At 71.7% G+C, this 17,611-nt stretch carries 16 protein-coding genes; 9 read left to right on the forward strand and 7 right to left on the reverse strand.

Annotated features, from left to right (window positions below):
• Window positions 1-424 precede the first annotated feature (424 nt).
• Entirely contained in the window at window positions 425-1,465 is a 1,041-nt protein-coding gene (trpS, locus tag D9V36_RS19295) for a tryptophan--tRNA ligase (protein ID WP_241720938.1), read from the forward strand.
• 286 nt (window positions 1,466-1,751) lie between these two features.
• Here trpS and proC read toward each other — a convergent pair whose 3' ends face one another.
• The 3 genes from proC to D9V36_RS19310 form a co-directional block, all read right to left on the reverse strand.
• The gene (proC, locus tag D9V36_RS19300) at window positions 1,752-2,561 is read right to left on the reverse strand and encodes a pyrroline-5-carboxylate reductase (protein WP_129294875.1); all 810 of its coding nucleotides are present in this window, start codon (window positions 2,559-2,561) and stop codon (window positions 1,752-1,754) included.
• Window positions 2,562-2,718: 157 nt separating this feature from the next.
• Window positions 2,719-3,438, reverse strand: a complete 720-nt coding sequence (locus D9V36_RS19305; RefSeq protein ID WP_129298534.1) for an ABC transporter permease — start codon at window positions 3,436-3,438, stop codon at window positions 2,719-2,721.
• Window positions 3,439-3,653: 215 nt separating this feature from the next.
• Window positions 3,654-4,559, reverse strand: coding sequence for an ABC transporter ATP-binding protein (locus D9V36_RS19310; RefSeq protein WP_241720939.1), 906 nt, complete (start codon window positions 4,557-4,559; stop codon window positions 3,654-3,656).
• Between the two features lie 370 nt (window positions 4,560-4,929).
• On the opposite strand from D9V36_RS19310, the gene D9V36_RS19315 reads away from it, so the two are divergent.
• The 3 genes from D9V36_RS19315 to D9V36_RS19330 all read left to right on the forward strand — a co-directional run bounded on the left by D9V36_RS19315 (window position 4,930) and on the right by D9V36_RS19330 (window position 9,159).
• Complete coding sequence (locus D9V36_RS19315) at window positions 4,930-5,343, forward strand: hypothetical protein (RefSeq protein WP_129294876.1); 414 nt, start codon at window positions 4,930-4,932, stop codon at window positions 5,341-5,343.
• A gap of 509 nt (window positions 5,344-5,852) precedes the next feature.
• Window positions 5,853-7,508 (forward strand): SulP family inorganic anion transporter, encoded by a 1,656-nt coding sequence (locus tag D9V36_RS19325; RefSeq protein ID WP_129294878.1) that lies wholly within the window; start codon window positions 5,853-5,855, stop codon window positions 7,506-7,508.
• Between the two features lie 232 nt (window positions 7,509-7,740).
• A complete protein-coding gene (locus D9V36_RS19330) occupies window positions 7,741-9,159 on the forward strand; it encodes a M1 family metallopeptidase (RefSeq protein ID WP_241720940.1) in 1,419 nt (472 codons plus the stop codon).
• Window positions 9,160-9,213: 54 nt separating this feature from the next.
• Here D9V36_RS19330 and D9V36_RS19335 read toward each other — a convergent pair whose 3' ends face one another.
• A complete protein-coding gene (locus D9V36_RS19335) occupies window positions 9,214-10,038 on the reverse strand; it encodes a class I SAM-dependent methyltransferase (protein ID WP_129298536.1) in 825 nt (274 codons plus the stop codon).
• 195 nt (window positions 10,039-10,233) lie between these two features.
• On the opposite strand from D9V36_RS19335, the gene D9V36_RS19340 reads away from it, so the two are divergent.
• Both D9V36_RS19340 and D9V36_RS19345 read left to right on the forward strand, forming a co-directional pair.
• On the forward strand, window positions 10,234-11,022 hold the full coding sequence (locus D9V36_RS19340) for a TetR family transcriptional regulator (RefSeq protein ID WP_129294880.1): 789 nt from the start codon (window positions 10,234-10,236) through the stop codon (window positions 11,020-11,022).
• Between the two features lie 8 nt (window positions 11,023-11,030).
• On the forward strand, window positions 11,031-11,972 hold the full coding sequence (locus D9V36_RS19345; protein ID WP_129294881.1) for a hypothetical protein: 942 nt from the start codon (window positions 11,031-11,033) through the stop codon (window positions 11,970-11,972).
• 13 nt (window positions 11,973-11,985) lie between these two features.
• Here the strand turns inward: D9V36_RS19345 and D9V36_RS19350 are convergent, their stop codons facing one another.
• Window positions 11,986-12,585, reverse strand: coding sequence for a hypothetical protein (locus tag D9V36_RS19350; RefSeq protein ID WP_129294882.1), 600 nt, complete (start codon window positions 12,583-12,585; stop codon window positions 11,986-11,988).
• A gap of 205 nt (window positions 12,586-12,790) precedes the next feature.
• Window positions 12,791-13,111, reverse strand: coding sequence for a peptidase (locus D9V36_RS19355; RefSeq protein ID WP_129294883.1), 321 nt, complete (start codon window positions 13,109-13,111; stop codon window positions 12,791-12,793).
• A 182-nt stretch (window positions 13,112-13,293) separates the two neighbouring features.
• Between D9V36_RS19355 and D9V36_RS19360 the strand changes: the two genes are divergently transcribed.
• On the forward strand, window positions 13,294-15,837 hold the full coding sequence (locus D9V36_RS19360) for a protein kinase domain-containing protein (protein WP_129294884.1): 2,544 nt from the start codon (window positions 13,294-13,296) through the stop codon (window positions 15,835-15,837).
• A 151-nt stretch (window positions 15,838-15,988) separates the two neighbouring features.
• On the opposite strand, the gene D9V36_RS19365 is transcribed toward D9V36_RS19360, so the two are convergent.
• A complete protein-coding gene (locus D9V36_RS19365) occupies window positions 15,989-16,213 on the reverse strand; it encodes a hypothetical protein (RefSeq protein ID WP_129294885.1) in 225 nt (74 codons plus the stop codon).
• A 168-nt stretch (window positions 16,214-16,381) separates the two neighbouring features.
• On the opposite strand from D9V36_RS19365, the gene D9V36_RS19370 reads away from it, so the two are divergent.
• Both D9V36_RS19370 and D9V36_RS19375 read left to right on the forward strand, forming a co-directional pair.
• Window positions 16,382-17,224 (forward strand): helix-turn-helix domain-containing protein, encoded by an 843-nt coding sequence (locus D9V36_RS19370; protein ID WP_129294886.1) that lies wholly within the window; start codon window positions 16,382-16,384, stop codon window positions 17,222-17,224.
• Window positions 17,206-17,418: a DUF397 domain-containing protein gene (locus D9V36_RS19375; protein ID WP_129294887.1), complete on the forward strand. Its 213-nt coding sequence runs from the start codon at window positions 17,206-17,208 to the stop codon at window positions 17,416-17,418. The genes D9V36_RS19370 and D9V36_RS19375 overlap by 19 nt, the downstream gene beginning before the upstream one ends.
• Window positions 17,419-17,611: the final 193 nt, after the last annotated feature.

Genomic DNA, 17,611 nt, shown 5'->3' on the forward strand with positions numbered 1-17,611 from the left:
GCGCCTTTCGGCGTGATCACTACTTTAGCGGAATTCCTCGTTGACGCATAATCACGTCACGGTCGAATTTCGGCATGCCGAAATTGGTCCCGATGAGGGGCCGTGCAGTAGTGGTGTGCCGCTGTTGCGGCGGGATGGCTGCCCGGGGCCTCTCGGCTCCGTGGCAACTCGGAGGACACTACACGAGGGGTTGGGGTTGTTCAAACCCATGACCGGGGAGGGATTGCCGGGTACTTTGGGTGCATGACTACGCATGCGCCCGTACAGCTGTGGTGGCCCGCCTGACGGCGGCCGACCAGCAGCGCATGCATGACCACGGCCGCCGCTTCGGCGGCCGTTTGCGTATCTCCTTCTCGTAGCCGGCCGGCGAGGTCGGCGGTCTCGGCGCGCACTCTGCGGAGTGCGGGAGCTCAGGAGACGAAGGATGAACGAGATGGCGACGGCCTCGGCGATGGCGACCGGTGCGCGTAAGCGGATCTTCAGTGGGGTGCAGCCGACGGGGCATCTGACGCTGGGGAACTACCTCGGGGCGATGCGGCGGTGGGCCGAGGTGGACCAGCATCGTGCGGACGCTCTGTTCTGCGTGGTGAATCTGCATGCGCTGACCGTGGAGCACGATCCGGCGCGGGTGCGGCGGCTCAGTCGGCAGGCCGCGACATTGGTGCTGGCCTCGGGGCTGGATCCGGAGCTCTGCACGCTGTTTGTGCAGAGTCAGGTGGATGAGCATCTGCGGCTTTCGTATCTGATGGAGTGCACGGCCTCCGACGGGGAGATGCGGCGCATGATCCAGTACAAGGAGAAGGCCGCGCGGGAGCAGGGCCGGGGCGGGAGTGTGCGGCTGTCGTTGCTGACGTATCCGGCGCTGATGGCGGCGGACATCCTGGCGTACGGGACGGATGAGGTGCCGGTCGGGGAGGACCAGGCGCAGCATGTGGAGCTGGCGCGGGATCTCGCGGTGCGGTTCAACCAGCGGTACGGGGCGACGTTCGTGGTGCCGAAGGCCGTGACTCCGCCCGTGGCGGCGCGGGTGAAGAATCTGCAGGAGCCGACGTCGAAAATGGGGAAGTCGCAGGACCGGACCGCGGGGGTCGTCTATCTGCTGGACGAGCCGGAGGCGGTGCGGAAGAAGGTGATGCGGGCGGTGACGGATTCGGAGCCGGACGTCTCGTACGAGCCGGAGCGGCGGCCCGGGGTGGCGAATCTGCTGGAGGTGCTGGCCGCGTGTGCGGGGAGTGATCCGGAGCGGTTGGCCGAGGGGTACGACTCGTGCGGTGCGCTGAAGAAGGACGTCGCGGAGGCCGTGGTGGAGACGCTCCGGCCGGTGCAGGCACGGCATGCGGAGCTGGCGGCGGAGCCGGGGCTGGTTGATGCGGTCCTGCTGGCCGGGGCCGAGCGGGCACGGGGGCTGGCCAGGCCGCGGGTGGATGCCGCGTTCGAGGCGATCGGGGTGCTGCCCGGGAGGTGAGGGGGTGGGGTGTGGGGTGTGGGCTGTAGGGGGCGGGCGTCCCGTTGGGGCGTTCGCCCCCCACTCGCCACTCCCCACTTCCGGTTCCCGGCCTCGGGAGGGGAGAGGAGGGGAGAGGAGGGGAGGGGAGGGGAGGGGGCCGCCGCGTGGGTGGGGTCCTTCTCCTGTCGGGATCTCCCCGTCGGGTTCCCCTACTGGTTCTTTCCGTTGGTTCTTTCCGTTGGTTCTTTCCGCCGATTCCTTGCGGCGGGGTTTTCCCCCGCCGGTCCCGGTGCCCGCGTTCGTGTCAGCCGTTGCCGGAGGCGAGTTCGCGGCTGCGGTCGCGGGCGGCCTCCAGGGCGGCGATCAGGGCGGCGCGTACGCCGTGGTTTTCGAGTTCGCGGATGGCGTTGATGGTGGTGCCGGCCGGGGAAGTGACGTTCTCGCGGAGCTTGACGGGGTGTTCGCCGCTGTCGCGGAGCATCACCGCGGCGCCGATGGCGGCCTGGACGATGAGGTCATGGGCCTTGTCGCGGGGCAGGCCGAGGAGGATGCCGGCGTCGGTCATGGCCTCGACGAGGAAGAAGAAGTACGCCGGGCCCGAGCCGGAGAGCGCGGTGCAGGCGTCCTGCTGGGACTCGGGGACGCGGAGGGTCTTGCCGACGCCGGAGAAGATCTCCTCGGCGCGGGCGAGGTGGGCGCCGGTGGCGTGGGTGCCGGCGGAGATGACGGACATCGCCTCGTCGACGAGGGCGGGGGTGTTCGTCATGACCCGCACGACCGGGGTGCCGGCGGCCAGGCGTTCCTCGAAGTAGGAGGTGGGGATGCCGGCGGCGCCGCTGATGACCAGGCGGTTGGTGGGGACGTGCGGGGCCAGCTCGGTCAGCAGGGTGCCCATGTCCTGGGGCTTGACGGTGAGGATGAGGGTGTCGGCGGACTTGGCGGCCTCGGCGTTGCTGACCGCCTCGACGCCGTAGCGGGCGTGCAGCTGCTCGGCGCGTTCCCGGCGGCGGGCGGTGACCAGGAGGTCGGAGGGTGCCCAGCCGCCTCGGATCATTCCGCTGAGCAGGGCTTCGCCGATCTTTCCGGTGCCGAGTACTGCGACCTTCTGGGTCATCGTGCGGGTTCACCTTTCCGCTGCGCTGGGCGTTTCCCGGCCATCCTCGCACCGTGGGGGTTCCGCATCGGGCTCCGCATGGGGTTCCGCATGGGGTCCGGCATCGGGTTCGGCTGTCCCGCCGTGGGGTGCCGCTGTGTCCGTCCTCCAGGCGGGGTCATCTCGTACGGCGGCGGAGGGTGGCGGCGCCGAGGGCGAGGACGAGGAGGGCGCAGCCGCTGACGACGATGACGTCACGGAGGAAGTCGCCGGTGAGGTCGGGGTGGGTGAGGACCTGGTTCATCCCGTCGACGGCGTAGGACATCGGGAGGAGGTCGGAGAGCTTTTCCAGGGCCGGCTGCATGGTGTCGCGCGGGGTGAACAGGCCGCAGAGCAGTAGTTGGGGCATCAGGACGGCGGGCATGAACTGGACGGCCTGGAATTCGGAGGCGGCGAAGGCCGAGACGAACAGGCCGAGGGCGGTGCCGAGGAGGGCGTCCAGGACGGCGACGGGCAGGAGCAGCCAGGCGGAGCCGGTGATGTCGAGGCCGAGGCCCCAGACGGACAGGGCCGTGACGAGGGCCGACTGGACGATCGCCAGCAGGCCGAAGGCCAGGGCGTAGCCGCTGATCAGGTCGGCCTTGCCGAGGGGCAGGGCGAGCAGGCGTTCCAGGGTTCCCGAGGTGCGTTCGCGGAGGGTGGCGATGGAGGTCACCAGGAACATCGTGATCATCGGGAAGATGCCGAGGAGCGAGGCGCCGATGCTGTCGAACGTCTCGGGGCGGGCGTCGAAGACGTAGCGGAGCAGGGCGATCATCACGCACGGGACGACGAGCATCAGCGCGATGGTGCGGGGGTCGTGGCGGAGCTGGCGCAGGACCCGGGCGGCGGTGGCCAGGGTGCGGGACGGGGAGAAGGGGGCGGGGGCGGAGCGCGGAGGGGTGGCGGAGCTCGGTGCGGGGGCGGAGCGCGGAGGGGTGGCGGAGCTCGGTGCGGGGGCGGAGCGCGGAGCAGGGGTGGAGCTCGGAGCAGGGGTGGGCCTCGGTGCGTCGGCGGGCTGGGGCGCGGTGTCTGGGCGAGGTGCGGGGCGAGATTCGGGGCGAGGTGCGGTGGTCATCGTGCTGGTTCCTTGGGGGTGGCGGTGCCGGGCGCCGTCGGGGCGGGCGCCGTCGGGGCGGGCGCCGTCGGGGCGGCCGCGGCCCTGGCCTCGTCGACCAGGTGGAGGAAGGCGGCCTCGACGGTCGGGGAGCCGGTGCGGTCGCGGAGTGCGTCGGGTGCGCCGTCGGCGAGGATGCGGCCCTCGCGCATCAGGAGCAGCCGGTGGCAGCGCTCGGCCTCGTCCATGACGTGCGAGGAGACGAGGAGGGTGGCGCCGCGGTCGGTGGCGAGGGTGTGGAAGAGGTGCCACAGGTCGCGGCGGAGGACGGGGTCCAGGCCGACGGTGGGTTCGTCGAGGACGAGGAGTTCGGGGGCGCCGAGCAGGGCCACCGCGAGGGAGACCCGGCTGCGCTGGCCGCCGGAGAGGTTGCCGGCGAGGGCGTCGGCCCGGCGGGTGAGGTCGACGTCCTCGATGACGCGGGTGACAGTCTCGCGGCGCCGGGCGCGGGCCGCCCGGCCGGGGTGCAGGACGGCGGCGAAGTAGTCGAGGTTCTGGCGGACGGTGAGGTCGTCGTAGACGGACGGCTCCTGGGTGACATAGCCGATACGGGGACGCAGCCGGGGGTCGCCGGCGGGCCGGCCGAGGACGTCGAGGGTGCCGGTGACTTTGGCCTGGGTGCCGACGATGGCGCGCATCAGGGTGGATTTGCCGCATCCGGAGGGGCCGAGGAGGCCGGTGATGCGGCCGCGGGGCACGTCGAAGGAGAGGGCGTCGAGGACGGTGCGGCTGCCTCGGATGACGGTGAGGCCGTGGGCGTGGACGGCGGGGGTAGTGGGGGTGGTGGGGGTGGTGGGGACGACTTGGTCGGCTGGGGCGGGGATGCCGTCTGGACCGGCGGGGTCGCGACCGTAATTCATCATGCGATGAATAATGCTCCGGGTGGGGTGGAGCGTCAAGGGCTCGGAAGGGGGTGGCGGATGGGGCAGGGACAGGGACGAGGGTGCGAGGGGGCGTGCTGCAGGGGGGCGGGTGGAGTGGGAACGGCGGCATGCTCAGGGGGGGGAGGCCGAGGGTGGCCGAGGCGTTGGGGTGGTGATGCGGCCGGGTGTGGTGCGGGGGCGGCGCATGGCAAGGCACCGTGCACACCGGCGGGCGCGGTAGTGAAGAGAACCGGCCGTTCGTGGTCGATAACTCCGCGTTTACAGGGTGGTTACAAATAGGCCTGTGGTCCTGCGCGTTGGCTTGGACACAATGGGAGTGACCTGTCCAGCCGCGCCGGGAGGGGCGACGATGGCGAAGATCCGGGTCCGCGGCCTCGGCCGGCTCCTGTTGATCGTCGTGACCGTCGTGCTGGCCCTGTCCCTCGGCGCGGAGGCCGTGTACGGAGAACATGCGCCGGCCGCACCGGCCACGAACGGCGCCGGCCGTACGGCTCCCTCGGGCACCGACCCCCGGGCGTCCGATACCTCGGCCTCGGAGCATCCGGAATCCGGCAGTGACCGCTGCCCGCCGCGCCGCGACGGGCGCTCCACGTCCTCGGTGACCGCGCCGACGCCACCGGTCACCGCCGTCTCGACCGCCGGACGGGGACGGGAAGGGACCGGGGGCGGGCTGCGCCTGACCGTCCCGCTGACCGGACGGCAGGCCGTGCCCCTGATGAGATCCGGCGAACTAGCGCTCCAGCACGCCGTCTTCCGCTGCTGAGAGCGGAGAGGGCGGAGAGGGAAGAGAGGGCACGGGCGAAGAGGGCGGAGAGGGAAGAGAGGGCACGGGCGAAGAGGGCGGAGTGCTAAGAGCTGAGAGCCGCCCCTACGGGTCTCCTCGATTCGCGTGTTCGCAGGGCCCTCCCTGTCCCCGTATCCGAGTCCTCGTATCCGACGGATCCGGTCGTCACTTTTCTTCGCTCGCTTCGTGTCCCTTCGTGTCCTGTCATGTCCCTTCATGGCACGCGCCGCCTGGCCGTGCCCGGCTCAGTACCCGTCAGCAGCCATAGCGCGGGCAACAGGCCGTCGAGCACCGGCCGTTGGGACCGTCGCCATCTCCGTCGCCATCTCCATCGCCATCTCCATCGCCATCGCCCGGCGTCTGCTCGTGCGCATCCGTGCGCATCCGCTCGTGCGCGTCAGTTCGTATCCGTTCGCGGTCGTTCCCGGCCGTGCGTACCCGTGTGTATCCGTGCGTCACCGCAGCTCGCACTCGTTGGAGGCATCCCCATGCGTAGGTCCCGTGTTGCCCGTCAACGTCCGTTCCGGCCGTCCATACCGTCACGGCAGACGCTGTCGGTCTGGCGCGCCGATGTCACCGCCTCGCTCGTCGTCTTTCTCGTCGCCGTCCCGCTGTGTGTCGGGGTGGCCGTCGCGTCCGGGGCACCGGCCGAACTGGGGCTGGTCACCGGGATCGTCGGCGGACTGCTCACCGGGTTACTCCCCGGCAGCAGTCTGCAGGTCAGCGGCCCGGCCGCGGGGCTGACCGTGCTGGTCTACGAGGCCGTGAAGGAGTACGGGCTCGGCACGCTGGGCGCGCTGGTGCTGATCGCCGGGGTGCTGCAGCTGGCCATGGGGGCGCTGCGGCTCGGGCGCTGGTTCCGGGCCATCTCCGTGGCGGTCGTCCAGGGGATGCTCGCGGGCATCGGGCTGGTGCTGATCGCCGGGCAGCTGTACGCCCTGGCGGACGCCAAGGCGCCGGGCGGCGGGCCGGCGAATCTGGGCGGGCTGCCGAAACTGGTGGCGGACACCGCCGGGTCCGGCGCCTCGCTCACGGCGCTGGCGGTGGGCGCGGGGACCGTTGTGCTGCTGGTGCTGTGGCCGAAGTGGCGGCGTGCGGCGCGGGTGGTGCCGGCGCCGCTGGTGGCCGTGTCGCTGGCGACGCTCGTGGTGTGGATGCTGGAACTGCCGGTGGCCCGGGTCGAGGTGGCGGGCCTGCTGGAAGTCGTCCAGCCGCCGAGCGGCGCGGACTTCCTGCGGCTGACGGAGGCGGGGGCGGTGGCCGGTGCGCTGGGCACCGTGCTGGCGTTCACCCTGATCGCCTCGGCGGAGTCGCTGTTCTCCGCGGCCGCGGTGGACCGGCTGCACGACGGGCCGCGGACCGATTACGACAAGGAGCTGATGGCCCAGGGCGCGGGCAACACGGTGTGCGGCCTGCTGGGGGCACTGCCGATGACCGCGGTGATCGTCCGCAGCGCCGCGAATGTGCACGCCGGGGCCCGGACCAAGGCCTCACGGGTGCTGCACGGGGCGTGGCTGCTGCTCTTCGCGGTGGCCTTCCCGGCGGCACTGGGTGTGGTGCCGCTCGCGGCGCTGGCCGGTGTACTGGTGCATGCGGGCGGCAAGTTGCTGCCGGTGAAGCAGTGGCGTCCGCTGTGGCGTGAGCACCGGGGTGAGGCCGTGGTGCTCGCCGCGACGGCGGTGGCGATCGTGGCCACCAATATGTTCGAGGGGGTGCTGCTGGGGCTGCTGATGGCGGTGGCCAAGTCGGCGTGGGAGACCTCGCACGTCCACCTGGAGATCGTGGGGCTGGACGAGCCGGTGGCACCGGCCACCGGGGGCGCCAAGGCCGGCGACGCCACGGGCGGTCTCGGGGCGGGCGAATACGGGGCGGACGGACTCGGGACGGACGGACGCGGGACGGACGGCTCCGGCCCCCGGCGCCCCATCCTCGTACGGGCCCTGGGCCATGCCACCTTCCTGCGGCTGCCGAAGCTGCTCGACCAGCTGGAGGCGCTGCCCAAGGACCGGGAGATCCAGCTCGATCTGTCGGGGCTGCGGCATCTCGACCATGCGTGTGCGGCGGCGCTCGGCAACTGGGAGGAGCAGCAGCGGCGCGGACCGGACGGGACCACCCGGGAGAAGACACCGTCGGTCGCCCCGTAGGGGAAACTCAAGCCCGTAGGGCAGCCCAGGCCCGTAGGGGCAGCTCAAGCCCTTAGGGGAAACTCAAGCCCGTAGGGGCAGCCCAGGCCCCGTAAGGCAACACAGACCCCCTGACACACCCCAGGCCCCGTAGCGCAACCCAACCCAACCCAACCCAACCGGAATGGCCCGGCGTTGCGGCGGAAATGACCGTAGGGTCGGCATGCTTGTGACCGCCGACCCTTGGAGCGCTGTGATTCGCCGGCCTTTCCGCTACTGCGGTGCGACCGCCGCCCTGTCCGTCGCCCTGCTGCTCTCCTCGTGCACGAACGGCACCGGGGGTGTCCAGGGAGCGGCGGGCAGTGGCGGGGTGGGCGATCCGCTCTTCCCGTCGCTCGGCAACGGCGGCTATCAGGTCCGCCATTACGGGCTCGATCTCGACTACGACGTGAAGAGGAAGCGGCTGGACGCCACCGCCCAGATCACCTCCGAGGCCACCGAGAACCTGCGGTCCTTCCAACTCGATCTGCAGGGGCTGCGGGTGTCGGACGTACGGGTCGACGGCAAGGACGCCGCGTTCTCCCGTAAGGGACACAAGCTGATCGTCCGGCCGGCCGACGGCCTCAGGAAGGGCGCGCAGTTCCGTACGACCGTCGACTACAACGGCACACCTCAGGAGCTGAAGGATCCGGACGGTACGACGGAGGGGTGGGTCAAGACCGCCGACGGGGCGTTCGTCTCGGGCGAGCCCGCCGGGTCCATGACCTGGTTCCCCGGCAACAACCACCCCGAGGACAAGGCGGCCTACGACTTCACGATCACCGTGCCGAAGGGCTATACCGCCGTCGCCAACGGGGATCTGCGGTCGGAGAGAACGGCCGGCGGCCGGACCACCTTCCGTTGGCACAACGGGCAGCCCATGGCCAGCTACCTCGCCACCGCCACCATCGGCCGCTTCGACGTCCACCGCTCCCGTACGGCCGGCGGGCTGCCGCTGTACGTCGCGGTGGACCCGGCGGAGGCCAAGGCGAGCAAGGGGCCGCTGGAGCAGCTGCCGGAGATCCTGAAGTGGGAGAGCGGGCTGTTCGGCCGCTACCCCTTCTCCTCCGCGGGCGCGATCGTCGACGACACCCCGGACCGGATCACATGGATGGCGCTGGAGACCCAGACCAAGCCGGTCTACGCGGGGGCGCCGGACACCGTGACCGTGGTGCACGAGATGGCCCACCAGTGGTTCGGCGATTCGGTGACCCCGAAGACCTGGAAGGACGCCTGGCTCAACGAGGCGTTTGCGACCTACGCCGAGTGGCTGTGGGAGGAGCACAAGGGCGGCAAGACCCCGCAGCAGCAGTTCGACGCGCTCTACAAGGACAAGACGGACCCGCAGCGCTGGGCCTTCCCGCCGGGCAATCCGGGCGAGGCGAAGAATGTGACCGGGGTCCCCGTCTACGAGCGGGGCGCGATGCTGCTCCAGGAGCTGCGGAACGCGGTCGGCGACAAGACCTTCTTCCGGATCCTCAAGGAGTGGCCCGCCAAGTACCGCTACTCCACCGCCGACGCGAAGGAATTCATCGCCTTCTGCCAGGAGCGCACGGATGTGGATCTGACCGGGTTGTTCGACACGTGGCTGTACGGCAAGGGGAAGCCCGAAGGGAAAGGGGAAGGGCAGTAGCGGGCGGGGTCGGCGGCCCCTCGCACGGGGTGCCCTCGGCCCGTAGCGGCTGGATCAGCGTCGTGCCGCCTCGGGCTCACCCGCTGCAGGCGGCCGGAGTGTGACGGTCAGGTCGAGCGCGTAGGCCTCCTCGACGATGCCGTCCGGGAAGAGGGACAGCAGCGCGGTCCGCTCGTCCTCCAGGACGGGGGCCGCGGCCGCCGGGCCGATGGCGGAGAAGTGCGAGCGGCTGCCCAGCATCGCGAGGTGGGTGTCGAGGGGGACCCGCCGCGTCCAGTGCAGGACGCGGAAGGCGGGCTCCAGGCCTAGGCCGAGGCCGCGGAGCAGGTCGGGGGCCTCCGGCGCGACGCCGTGGCGGTGGTATCCGAGCAGCCGGCGGGCGAGCCGGGCCTCCTGTTCGGCGGCCCATCCGACGTCCGGGTCGGGGATGTTCCACCACAGCGCGAGGGCGCCGCCGGGCCGCAGCACCCTCAGGGCCTCAGGGACGGAGCGGGCCGGGTCGGTCCAGTGCCAGGCCTGTGCGTAGCTGACGAGGTCGAAGCCCGCTTCGTCGGAGAACGGCAGCGCATCGCCGAGGGCGCGGACGAGCGGCGTGCCCGGATGGGCGGCGTGCAGCTCGGCGGCCATCGCGGCCCCCGGCTCCACGGCGGTGACCCGCGCTCCGCGCCCGGCCAGCAGCCCGGTCGCGATACCGGTCCCGGCTCCGACGTCCAGCACCCGCGCCCCGGCCAGCGACTGACCGGCCAGCTCCTCGACGGCGTCGAAGAGGGCCGGCGGATAGCCGGGGCGGGCGGCGGCGTACTGGGCGGCCACCGCGTCGAAGGAACGGGCGAGGGTGGCGTGGGCCGGTGGCGGGGACTGCGGCAACGACGGTTCCATCAGGGGAAGTTGCTCCTCGGGGATGCGGTGCGGCGTACGGCTCGTCCTGCCCGTCGTTCGGCTCGTCCTGTCTTCCGTACGGCTCATCCTGTCTTCCGTACGGCTCATCCTGCCTGCCGCACGGAGGACGCGCAGGGCCCGCAGAAAAAGTCAGACCCGGTTCATTTTTGACCCCGGTCCGGTTATTATCCGCCCATGGCTGGACTGCGGGAGCGGAAGAAGGAACAGACCCGGCGGCGGATCTCGGCGGCGGCATGGCGGCTGTTCGCCGAGCGCGGCTTCGAGGCGGTGACGGTCAACGAGATCGCCGAGGCCGCGGAGGTGGCCAAGGCGACGCTGTTCGCGTACTTCCCGACGAAGGAGTCGCTCGCCCTGCAGGGCGTGGGGGACGACGATCTGGCGGGGATCGTCGCCGGGCGGGCGCCCGGCCGTTCGGCACTCGACGCGCTGCGGGCGCACTACCGGGCGTTCGCCGCCGGGCCGATGACCGGGGTGGACCCGGAGGTGCTGGTCTCCCGGGTCCGGGTGATCTTCGACAGCCCCGCGCTCAGCGGCGCCACGAACGCGCTGCTCTACCAGCAGCGGCAACGACTGGCGGAGGTACTGGCCGAGGAGCACGGCGAGCGCACGGCCGCGCTGGTGGCGGCTCAGGTCAGCGCCGCGCTGGTCACTCTCCAGGAGACGTTCTTCCGGCAGCTGGCCGCCGGCGGCTCGCTCGCGGCGGCCCGCGGACAGCTGGCCGAGGACGTCGAGCTCACCTTCGACCTGCTGGCCCACGGACTTGAGCACCTTCCGGGGCCGGCCACCACCCGACGGCCCGGCCGGGCGAAAGGCCGCAGGGGCCACGGAGACCACAGGGACCACACCGACGACACCGACGACACCAGCAACAACGACCGCACGGACCGTACAGACCACGCAGGTCACGCAGACCGCACGGACCACGCGGGCCACACGGACCACGCAGACCAGAGAGGGAAGTGAAAGGCGATATGCGCGCACGGGGCATCAACTACGACACCGGGTTCCTCCCCGGCGAGGACCTTTCCCGCAAGACGTTCACCGTCGAGGCGGTGCGCCAGGACCTCGCGGTGATCGCCGGTGAGCTGCACTGCGACGCGGTGCGGATATCGGGCGGCGATCCGGAGCGGCTGAGCCTCGCCGCGCAGTGCGCCGCGGACGCCGGTCTGGAGGTGTGGTTCGCCCCGTTCCCGGTGGATCTCACCCCCGAGGAGCTGCTGCCGTTCTTCGCCGACTGCGCGGAACGGGCCGAGGCCGTACGGGCGGGCGGGGCGGAGGTGGTGTTCGTCGCCGGGTGCGAGCTGAGCGCGTTCTGTGCCGGCTTCATCCCCGGGGACACCTACAGCGACCGGCTGCAGGCGATGGCCACCGCGGACCTGGACTGGTGGATGGCGCTGGGCCCCGTGCAGGAACGGCTCAACGGCTTCCTCGCCGAGGTTGCCGCGCGGGTCCGCTCCCGCTTCGGCGGCCGGATCAGCTACGCCTCGGGGCCGTGGGAGTCCGTCGACTGGCAGCCGTTCGACATCATCGGTGTGGACGCGTACCGGGCCGCGTACAACGCCACGACGTTCCTGGACGAACTGCGCGCGCACCTCGGCCGGGGCAAGCCGCTCGCGGTGACCGAGTTCGGCACCTGCGCCTACCGGGGCGCGGGCGAGCGGGGCGGGATGGCCTGGCAGCCGCCGGAGGGCGCGGAGCCCGACGAAGGCGAGCAGGTGCGCTACCTCAACGAGTTGCTGGACATCTTCGAGGAGGAGGGCGTGGACACCGCGCTCTGGTTCACCTTCGCCGCCTTCAACACCCGCAAGGGCGCGGACCTCTCCTCGTACGGCGTGGTCCGGATGCTCGACGAGACCCGCTGGGAGCCGCGCGAGGTGTTCCGCACGATGGCCGCCCGGTACGCGAAGCGCTGAGGCTCCGGCCCGTTCAGCGGCGCTTCTTGGGCCGGGACTTCTTGGCGGCCGGATTGCCGGTGCGGGCGCCGCGGCGGCGTGCGTACCGCTCACGGGCCGCGGTGTACTCGGCGCGGTGCAGCCTCTCCCCCGGGGCCTCGACGAGGCTGCGGCAGAAGTAGGCGAGCAGCGAGCCGATGAAACCGATCAGCATCAGGCCCTGGGAGGACGCGTCGGCCGCGCTCCGGGCAGCCGGATCGGGGCGGCGGACGAAGCCATCCCAGGTGCGGCGGAAGGCCAGCGCGCTGCAGATGGCGAAGCCCGCGACGACGAGGATGCCGACGAACGGCCCGACGGCGGCGATCTCCAGGCCCTGGAACGCGAAGCGCAGTACGACCGCCCCGGCGGCGGCGAGCGCGAGCGAGCCCACGGCGGCACCGGCCCGGCGCAGGACGTAGCCGCCGTCGTGGTGGACCCAGGTGGTGCCGAAGAACCGGATCTCCGCCGGCTCGGGACCGCCACGCTCGGGACCGCCACGCTCGGAGCCGCCGCGCTCGGGCGTCCCGGGCCCGGGCGTCCCGGGCTCGGAACCGCCGGGCTCCGGGTTTCCGGCGGGCGTCTGGTCATCGCTCATGGCGGCGATTATCTCCGGCGGGACCGGCGGGACCGGTGTCCGACGGGACCGGTGTCCGGCGGTGTGGCGTCGTGGCGGCGGCGATGTGGTGACGGCCTGGCGGCGGCGGTGTGCTGGTGGTGCCGCGGTGCCGCTGGTGGTGCCGCGGCGTGCGCGGCCGCGGGCCGGTGGGTCCCGCAGCCACGCGGCGCTCCGGTCCCGCGCCTCAGTTCGTGCAGCGCGGCGCGACCATGCCGCTGCTGCCCGTCCGGACGTACGCGTCGGAGACGTACTGGCCGGCGCCGATGCTGTCCCAGATGTCCGAGGTGCCGTACGGGCCATTGACCGACTGACCGTGGAGCTGGCAGCGGATCTGGACCCGCGCCCCCTCCGCCAGCTGGCGGACGACCGGGTAGTTGGTGCCGGGGCCCTGGCGGACCTTGAGGCGGTAGCCGGGTGCGACCGGATAGGTGGAGCCGCCGGCCGCGGCGGCGGGCGCCTGCTCCCCGGCGGGTTCCACGGAGCCGAGATCGTCCTGAGTCGTCATGCTGTTCTCCCCCGTTTGCGAAGCGCGTGACGGCGCTCCTGATGGTGACGCCCGCGACCGAGCGCGATGCGGTTCTGCCACGGCACGCTAGCAAGCCTCACTCATCTCGTACGCGCCATCGACTAGGCTCCGCGCGTCGCGTCTGCGACCGATTGGCAAGGGAACAACACGGGGGTGGAACCATGCCATCGCTGCGCAGTTCCGGGGTCGGCCCGGAAGCGGAACATCCGGAATACGCCGGCCAGTACCGCCTGGAGGCGCGGCTCGGCTCCGGCGGTATGGGCGTGGTCCATCTGGCCCGTTCGTCGTCCGGGCTGCTGCTCGCGGTCAAGGTCATCCATGCCGAATTCGCCCAGGACCCCGAGTTCCGCGGGCGGTTCCGGCAGGAGGTGGCCGCCGCCCGGCGGGTCAGCGGGGCCTTCACGGCACCCGTCGTGGACGCCGATCCGGACGCCGAGCGCCCCTGGATGGCGACCCTCCACATTCCCGGTCCGACGCTCTCCGATCATGTGAAGCGGAATGGCCCGCTGGCGGTCGACGAGGTACGGCGGCTGGCCGCCGGGCTCGCCGAGGCGCTGCGCGACATCCATCGCGCGGGGGTGGTGCACCGCGATCTCAAGCCGGGAAACGTGCTGCTGGCCGCCGACGGTCCGAAAGTCATCGACTTCGGTATCTCCCGGCCGTCCGACAGCGAAATGCACACCGAGACCGGCAAGTTGATCGGTACACCGCCCTTCATGGCGCCCGAACAGTTCCAGCGGCCGCGCGAGGTGGGGCCGGCCGCGGATGTCTTCGCGCTGGGCTCGGTCCTGGTCCATGCCGCCACCGGCCGCGGCCCGTTCGACTCGGAGAGCCCGTATCTCGTCGCGTATCAGGTGGTGCACGACGAGGCCGATCTGGCGGACGTACCGGCGGAGTTGGTGCCGCTGATCGAGAGCTGCCTGGCGAAGGACCCGGCGGACCGGCCGATGCCGGGTGCGTTGATGGAGCTGCTGCGGGTGGATGCGCCGCGGGGGGCGCCGCTGCCTGCACCGCTGGATGCACTGCTAGATGCGCCAATGGGCGGCCCGCTGCCGACGGGCGCGCTGCCCGGCGGATCGGTGCCGGACGGCTTGCTGCCGGGCGGGCAGGTGGCAGGCGGACAAGTGCCGGATGCTGCAGCAGCGGACGCGGCGGCAGCCGGTGTGGCGGCGGACGGCGCGGTGCCGGACGGCGCGGCAGCCACGGCCGGCGCGGACGGCGCTGTGCGGGCGGTCCGGATACCGGAACAGCGCCGGCCAGAGCAGCGTGCGCCGGAACGTCCCGGAACCGAGCGGCCCGAGCCTGCGCCCGAGCCCACCCCGGCACCTCCCACTCCCGCACCCGCACCCGCACCCGCACCCGTCGAGAGCCTGACCGATGCCGGCCCCCCGGCCGCACAGGGACACCACACCACCACCGACCACCCCACCGACCCCCGCCGCCCCACCCGTTCCCGTCCCCGTCCCCATCCCCGGCGCTGGCCCCTCTGGGCCGCTCTCGCCCTGGTCGTGACCGGCGCCGGGGCGTTCGCGGGCGTCCGCACGCTGGCAACGGCCGAGCACGGGGCGGACCCCGCCCTGCAGACCCGTCCGTCGCACCTCGACCGCACCACCTTCCACCCGTGGCGAACCACGCTCGTCGAGCGCGCGACAGGCCACGACTCCGAAATGCCGTTCTGCACCACCGGATCCGGTGCCCTCTTCTGCGGCCAGTCCGGCATCCAGGCCGCCCGGCTCGATCCGGACACCGGCCGCCCGGCCTGGCAGCGCACGGACCGCCACCCCCAGGGCAAGAACGCCGCGCAGTTCGCCGCCTCCCCCACCCCTCCGGTGCTCTCCGGCGGCCTGCTGTACGTCTTCTCCACCGACGGCAAGCGGCTGAGCGCCCTCGACCCGTCGGCCGACGGCAGGGGCGCCACCCGCTGGACCAAGGACGTCTCCGGATACGAGGGCCAGACCAGGATCGTCGGGAACCGCATCCTGCTGACCGCGGCGGACGGCACGGTCACCGCACTGGACAGCGCGACCCACCGCCCGCGCTGGCACAAACGCTTCCCCGGCCACCACCTGCCGCTCTTCTCCTCCTTCGGCGACCCGCACACCGCCTACGCGGCCGAGGGCACCCCCGACGGGACCGGCACCCAGGTCACCGCCATCGACCCGGCGGACGGCAAGGTCCACTGGACGCGGCGGCTGCTCGGGGCGCTCACGCCGGCCGGGACCGGAACGTCCGGGGCGCTCTATCTGACCGTCACCGACCGGACGTTCACCTTCCGCACCACCGCCGTCGTCCGCTACGACCCGGCCAACGGGCACACCCGGCGCCTCCCGCTGACCGCGCCGCTCGACCAGGTGGCCGCCGTGGTGCACGGCGAGTCGGTGTACCTGCTCGCCGAGGGCGGCGCGCTGCAGGCCGTCGGGGAGCGAAAGTGGGACACCGAGACCTCGGTCAGCCGGGGGTCGGCGCCGGTGGTGAGCGGCGAACGGCTGTATTTCACCGCGGCGGACGGCCGGCTGCTGGCGATCGACACCCGCAACGGCGGCCTGCTCGGCCAGACCCCGCCACGGCTCGACGGCCGCCGACACAACGGCTACCTGCAGATGCTGCCCGCCCCGCAGGTGGACGCGCCCCACGACCGGATCTACGCGGCCGCCCCGAACGGCACGGTCTTCGCCGTCGCGTCCGGGGACCCGGCCGCCTGGTGACCCCCGGGCCCCGCACCGCCCGGGACGTGGCAGCGGCAGGCACAGGCTTCCCGCCGGACACCCGGCACGGCGGCGGCCTCGGCCGTCCCCTTGTTGCACCTCGCGTGCCTGCCGACATGGCACGCCGGGGACACGTACGGGGCGCGCGCGGTCACCGGGCCGCCCGGTCGAGCACGGCGATGAGCCGGTGCGTCGTCTCCAGGTTGCAGCGCCCCAGCTCGATCAGCGGACGCGGCTGCGCGTAGCCGTACGACACGGGGTCGACACCGAGTGACGGCAGCACGATCCCGTTCCGCTGGAGCACGGCCGCCAGCTCGGCGCAGGCCGTTTCGGCCTCTGCCCTCTTGTCGGCCGCCGCCCGTCGTTCCGTCGTCATCCTTGCCGCTCCCGTCTGCCGTTTTCCTGCCTGGAGGACCGGAGCGCAACTACTGTGTGTGTTCCGGCCCTTACGAGAATGGGCCAGGAAAGGGCGCGAATACCGCTTGCAGGCCGTATTTCGCGACCACGCACCGTTAGTTCCACACCTTCCACGGAGGAGGTCGCGATGCCGCCGAGGCGAGCGGTCACCGGTCGGAGCCAGGAGCCACGCCAACGATTCATCGAAGAGCTGCGATTACTGCGCGCGCAGAAGGGCGTCAGCCTGCGGCAGGTCGGCGAGGCGCTGGGCTGGGACTGGTCGCTGTTCGGCAAGATGGAAGGCGGCCAGACGATCGGCAGCCCAGAGGTCGCACAGGCGCTGGACCAGTACTACGGGACGAAGGATCTGCTGCTTACGTTGTGGGAGTTGGCGGCGGGCGACCCTAAGCAGTTCAAGGAGCGGTACCGGCGGTACATGACGCTGGAGGCGGAAGCGTTGAGCCTGTGGCACTACGGCGTGAGCCTTCTTCCGGGCATGCTCCAGACAGACGGGTACGCACGCGTAGTGCTGGCAGCGGGCGGCACCAAGGGTGAAGAGCTGACACGCGATGTCGAAGCGCGCGTAGGGCGCCGCAAGCTGTTGCTGGGGGAGGACGCGCCACCTTTCCGCACCATCCTCTCCGAGGCCGTGTTGCGTACGTCGCTAGAAGATGCCGAGGAGTGGCGAAAACAGCTGGAGAACCTGGCCGAGGCAGCTGCGCGTCCGAACGTCACGCTCCACGTGCTGCCGCATGACTCTGGTCCCCACGGCTTGGTAAGTACCGACGTGATGTTCCTGAGACTGCTCGACGGCCGCACCGTCGCCTACACCGAAAACGCTCACCGGGGCGAACTCATCGAGGAAACAAGTTCTGTTGAGCGTCTGCAACGCGCGTACGATGCGGTGCGTGACCTGGCATTGAGCCCGGCCGAATCGCGGAAGTTCGTCATGCGGATGTTGGAGGAAGTGCCGTGCGAGCGATCGATCTGAGCACCGTGACCTGGCGCAAGAGCACGTACAGCAACCCAGACGGCGGCCAGTGCATCGAGGTCTCCGACGACCTCCCCGCCCTGGTCCCCGTCCGCGACAGCAAGCACCCCCAAGAGCCCGCGCTCCTCTTCTCCGCCTCCGCCTGGTCGTCCTTCGTCACCGCCGTGAAGAGCGATCGACTCCCAAGCGCCTGACCCACCCCGGCTCCAACAGCCGACCCAAATACCGGCCCCCGTCGCTCGCCCGCGACGGGGGCCGTTGCCGTAGCGCTGGGCGTCCACACACTGGCCGAAACGGCCGATCGCAGCCTGTGCTGCGCGCACCCTCCATGCTGAAATCGTCGCTAGGCACAACTGGTTGGGCGTCCGCGACCCGATGCACAGGACC

This window comes from Streptomyces lydicus (assembly GCF_004125265.1).
Taxonomy (GTDB): domain Bacteria; phylum Actinomycetota; class Actinomycetes; order Streptomycetales; family Streptomycetaceae; genus Streptomyces; species Streptomyces lydicus_C.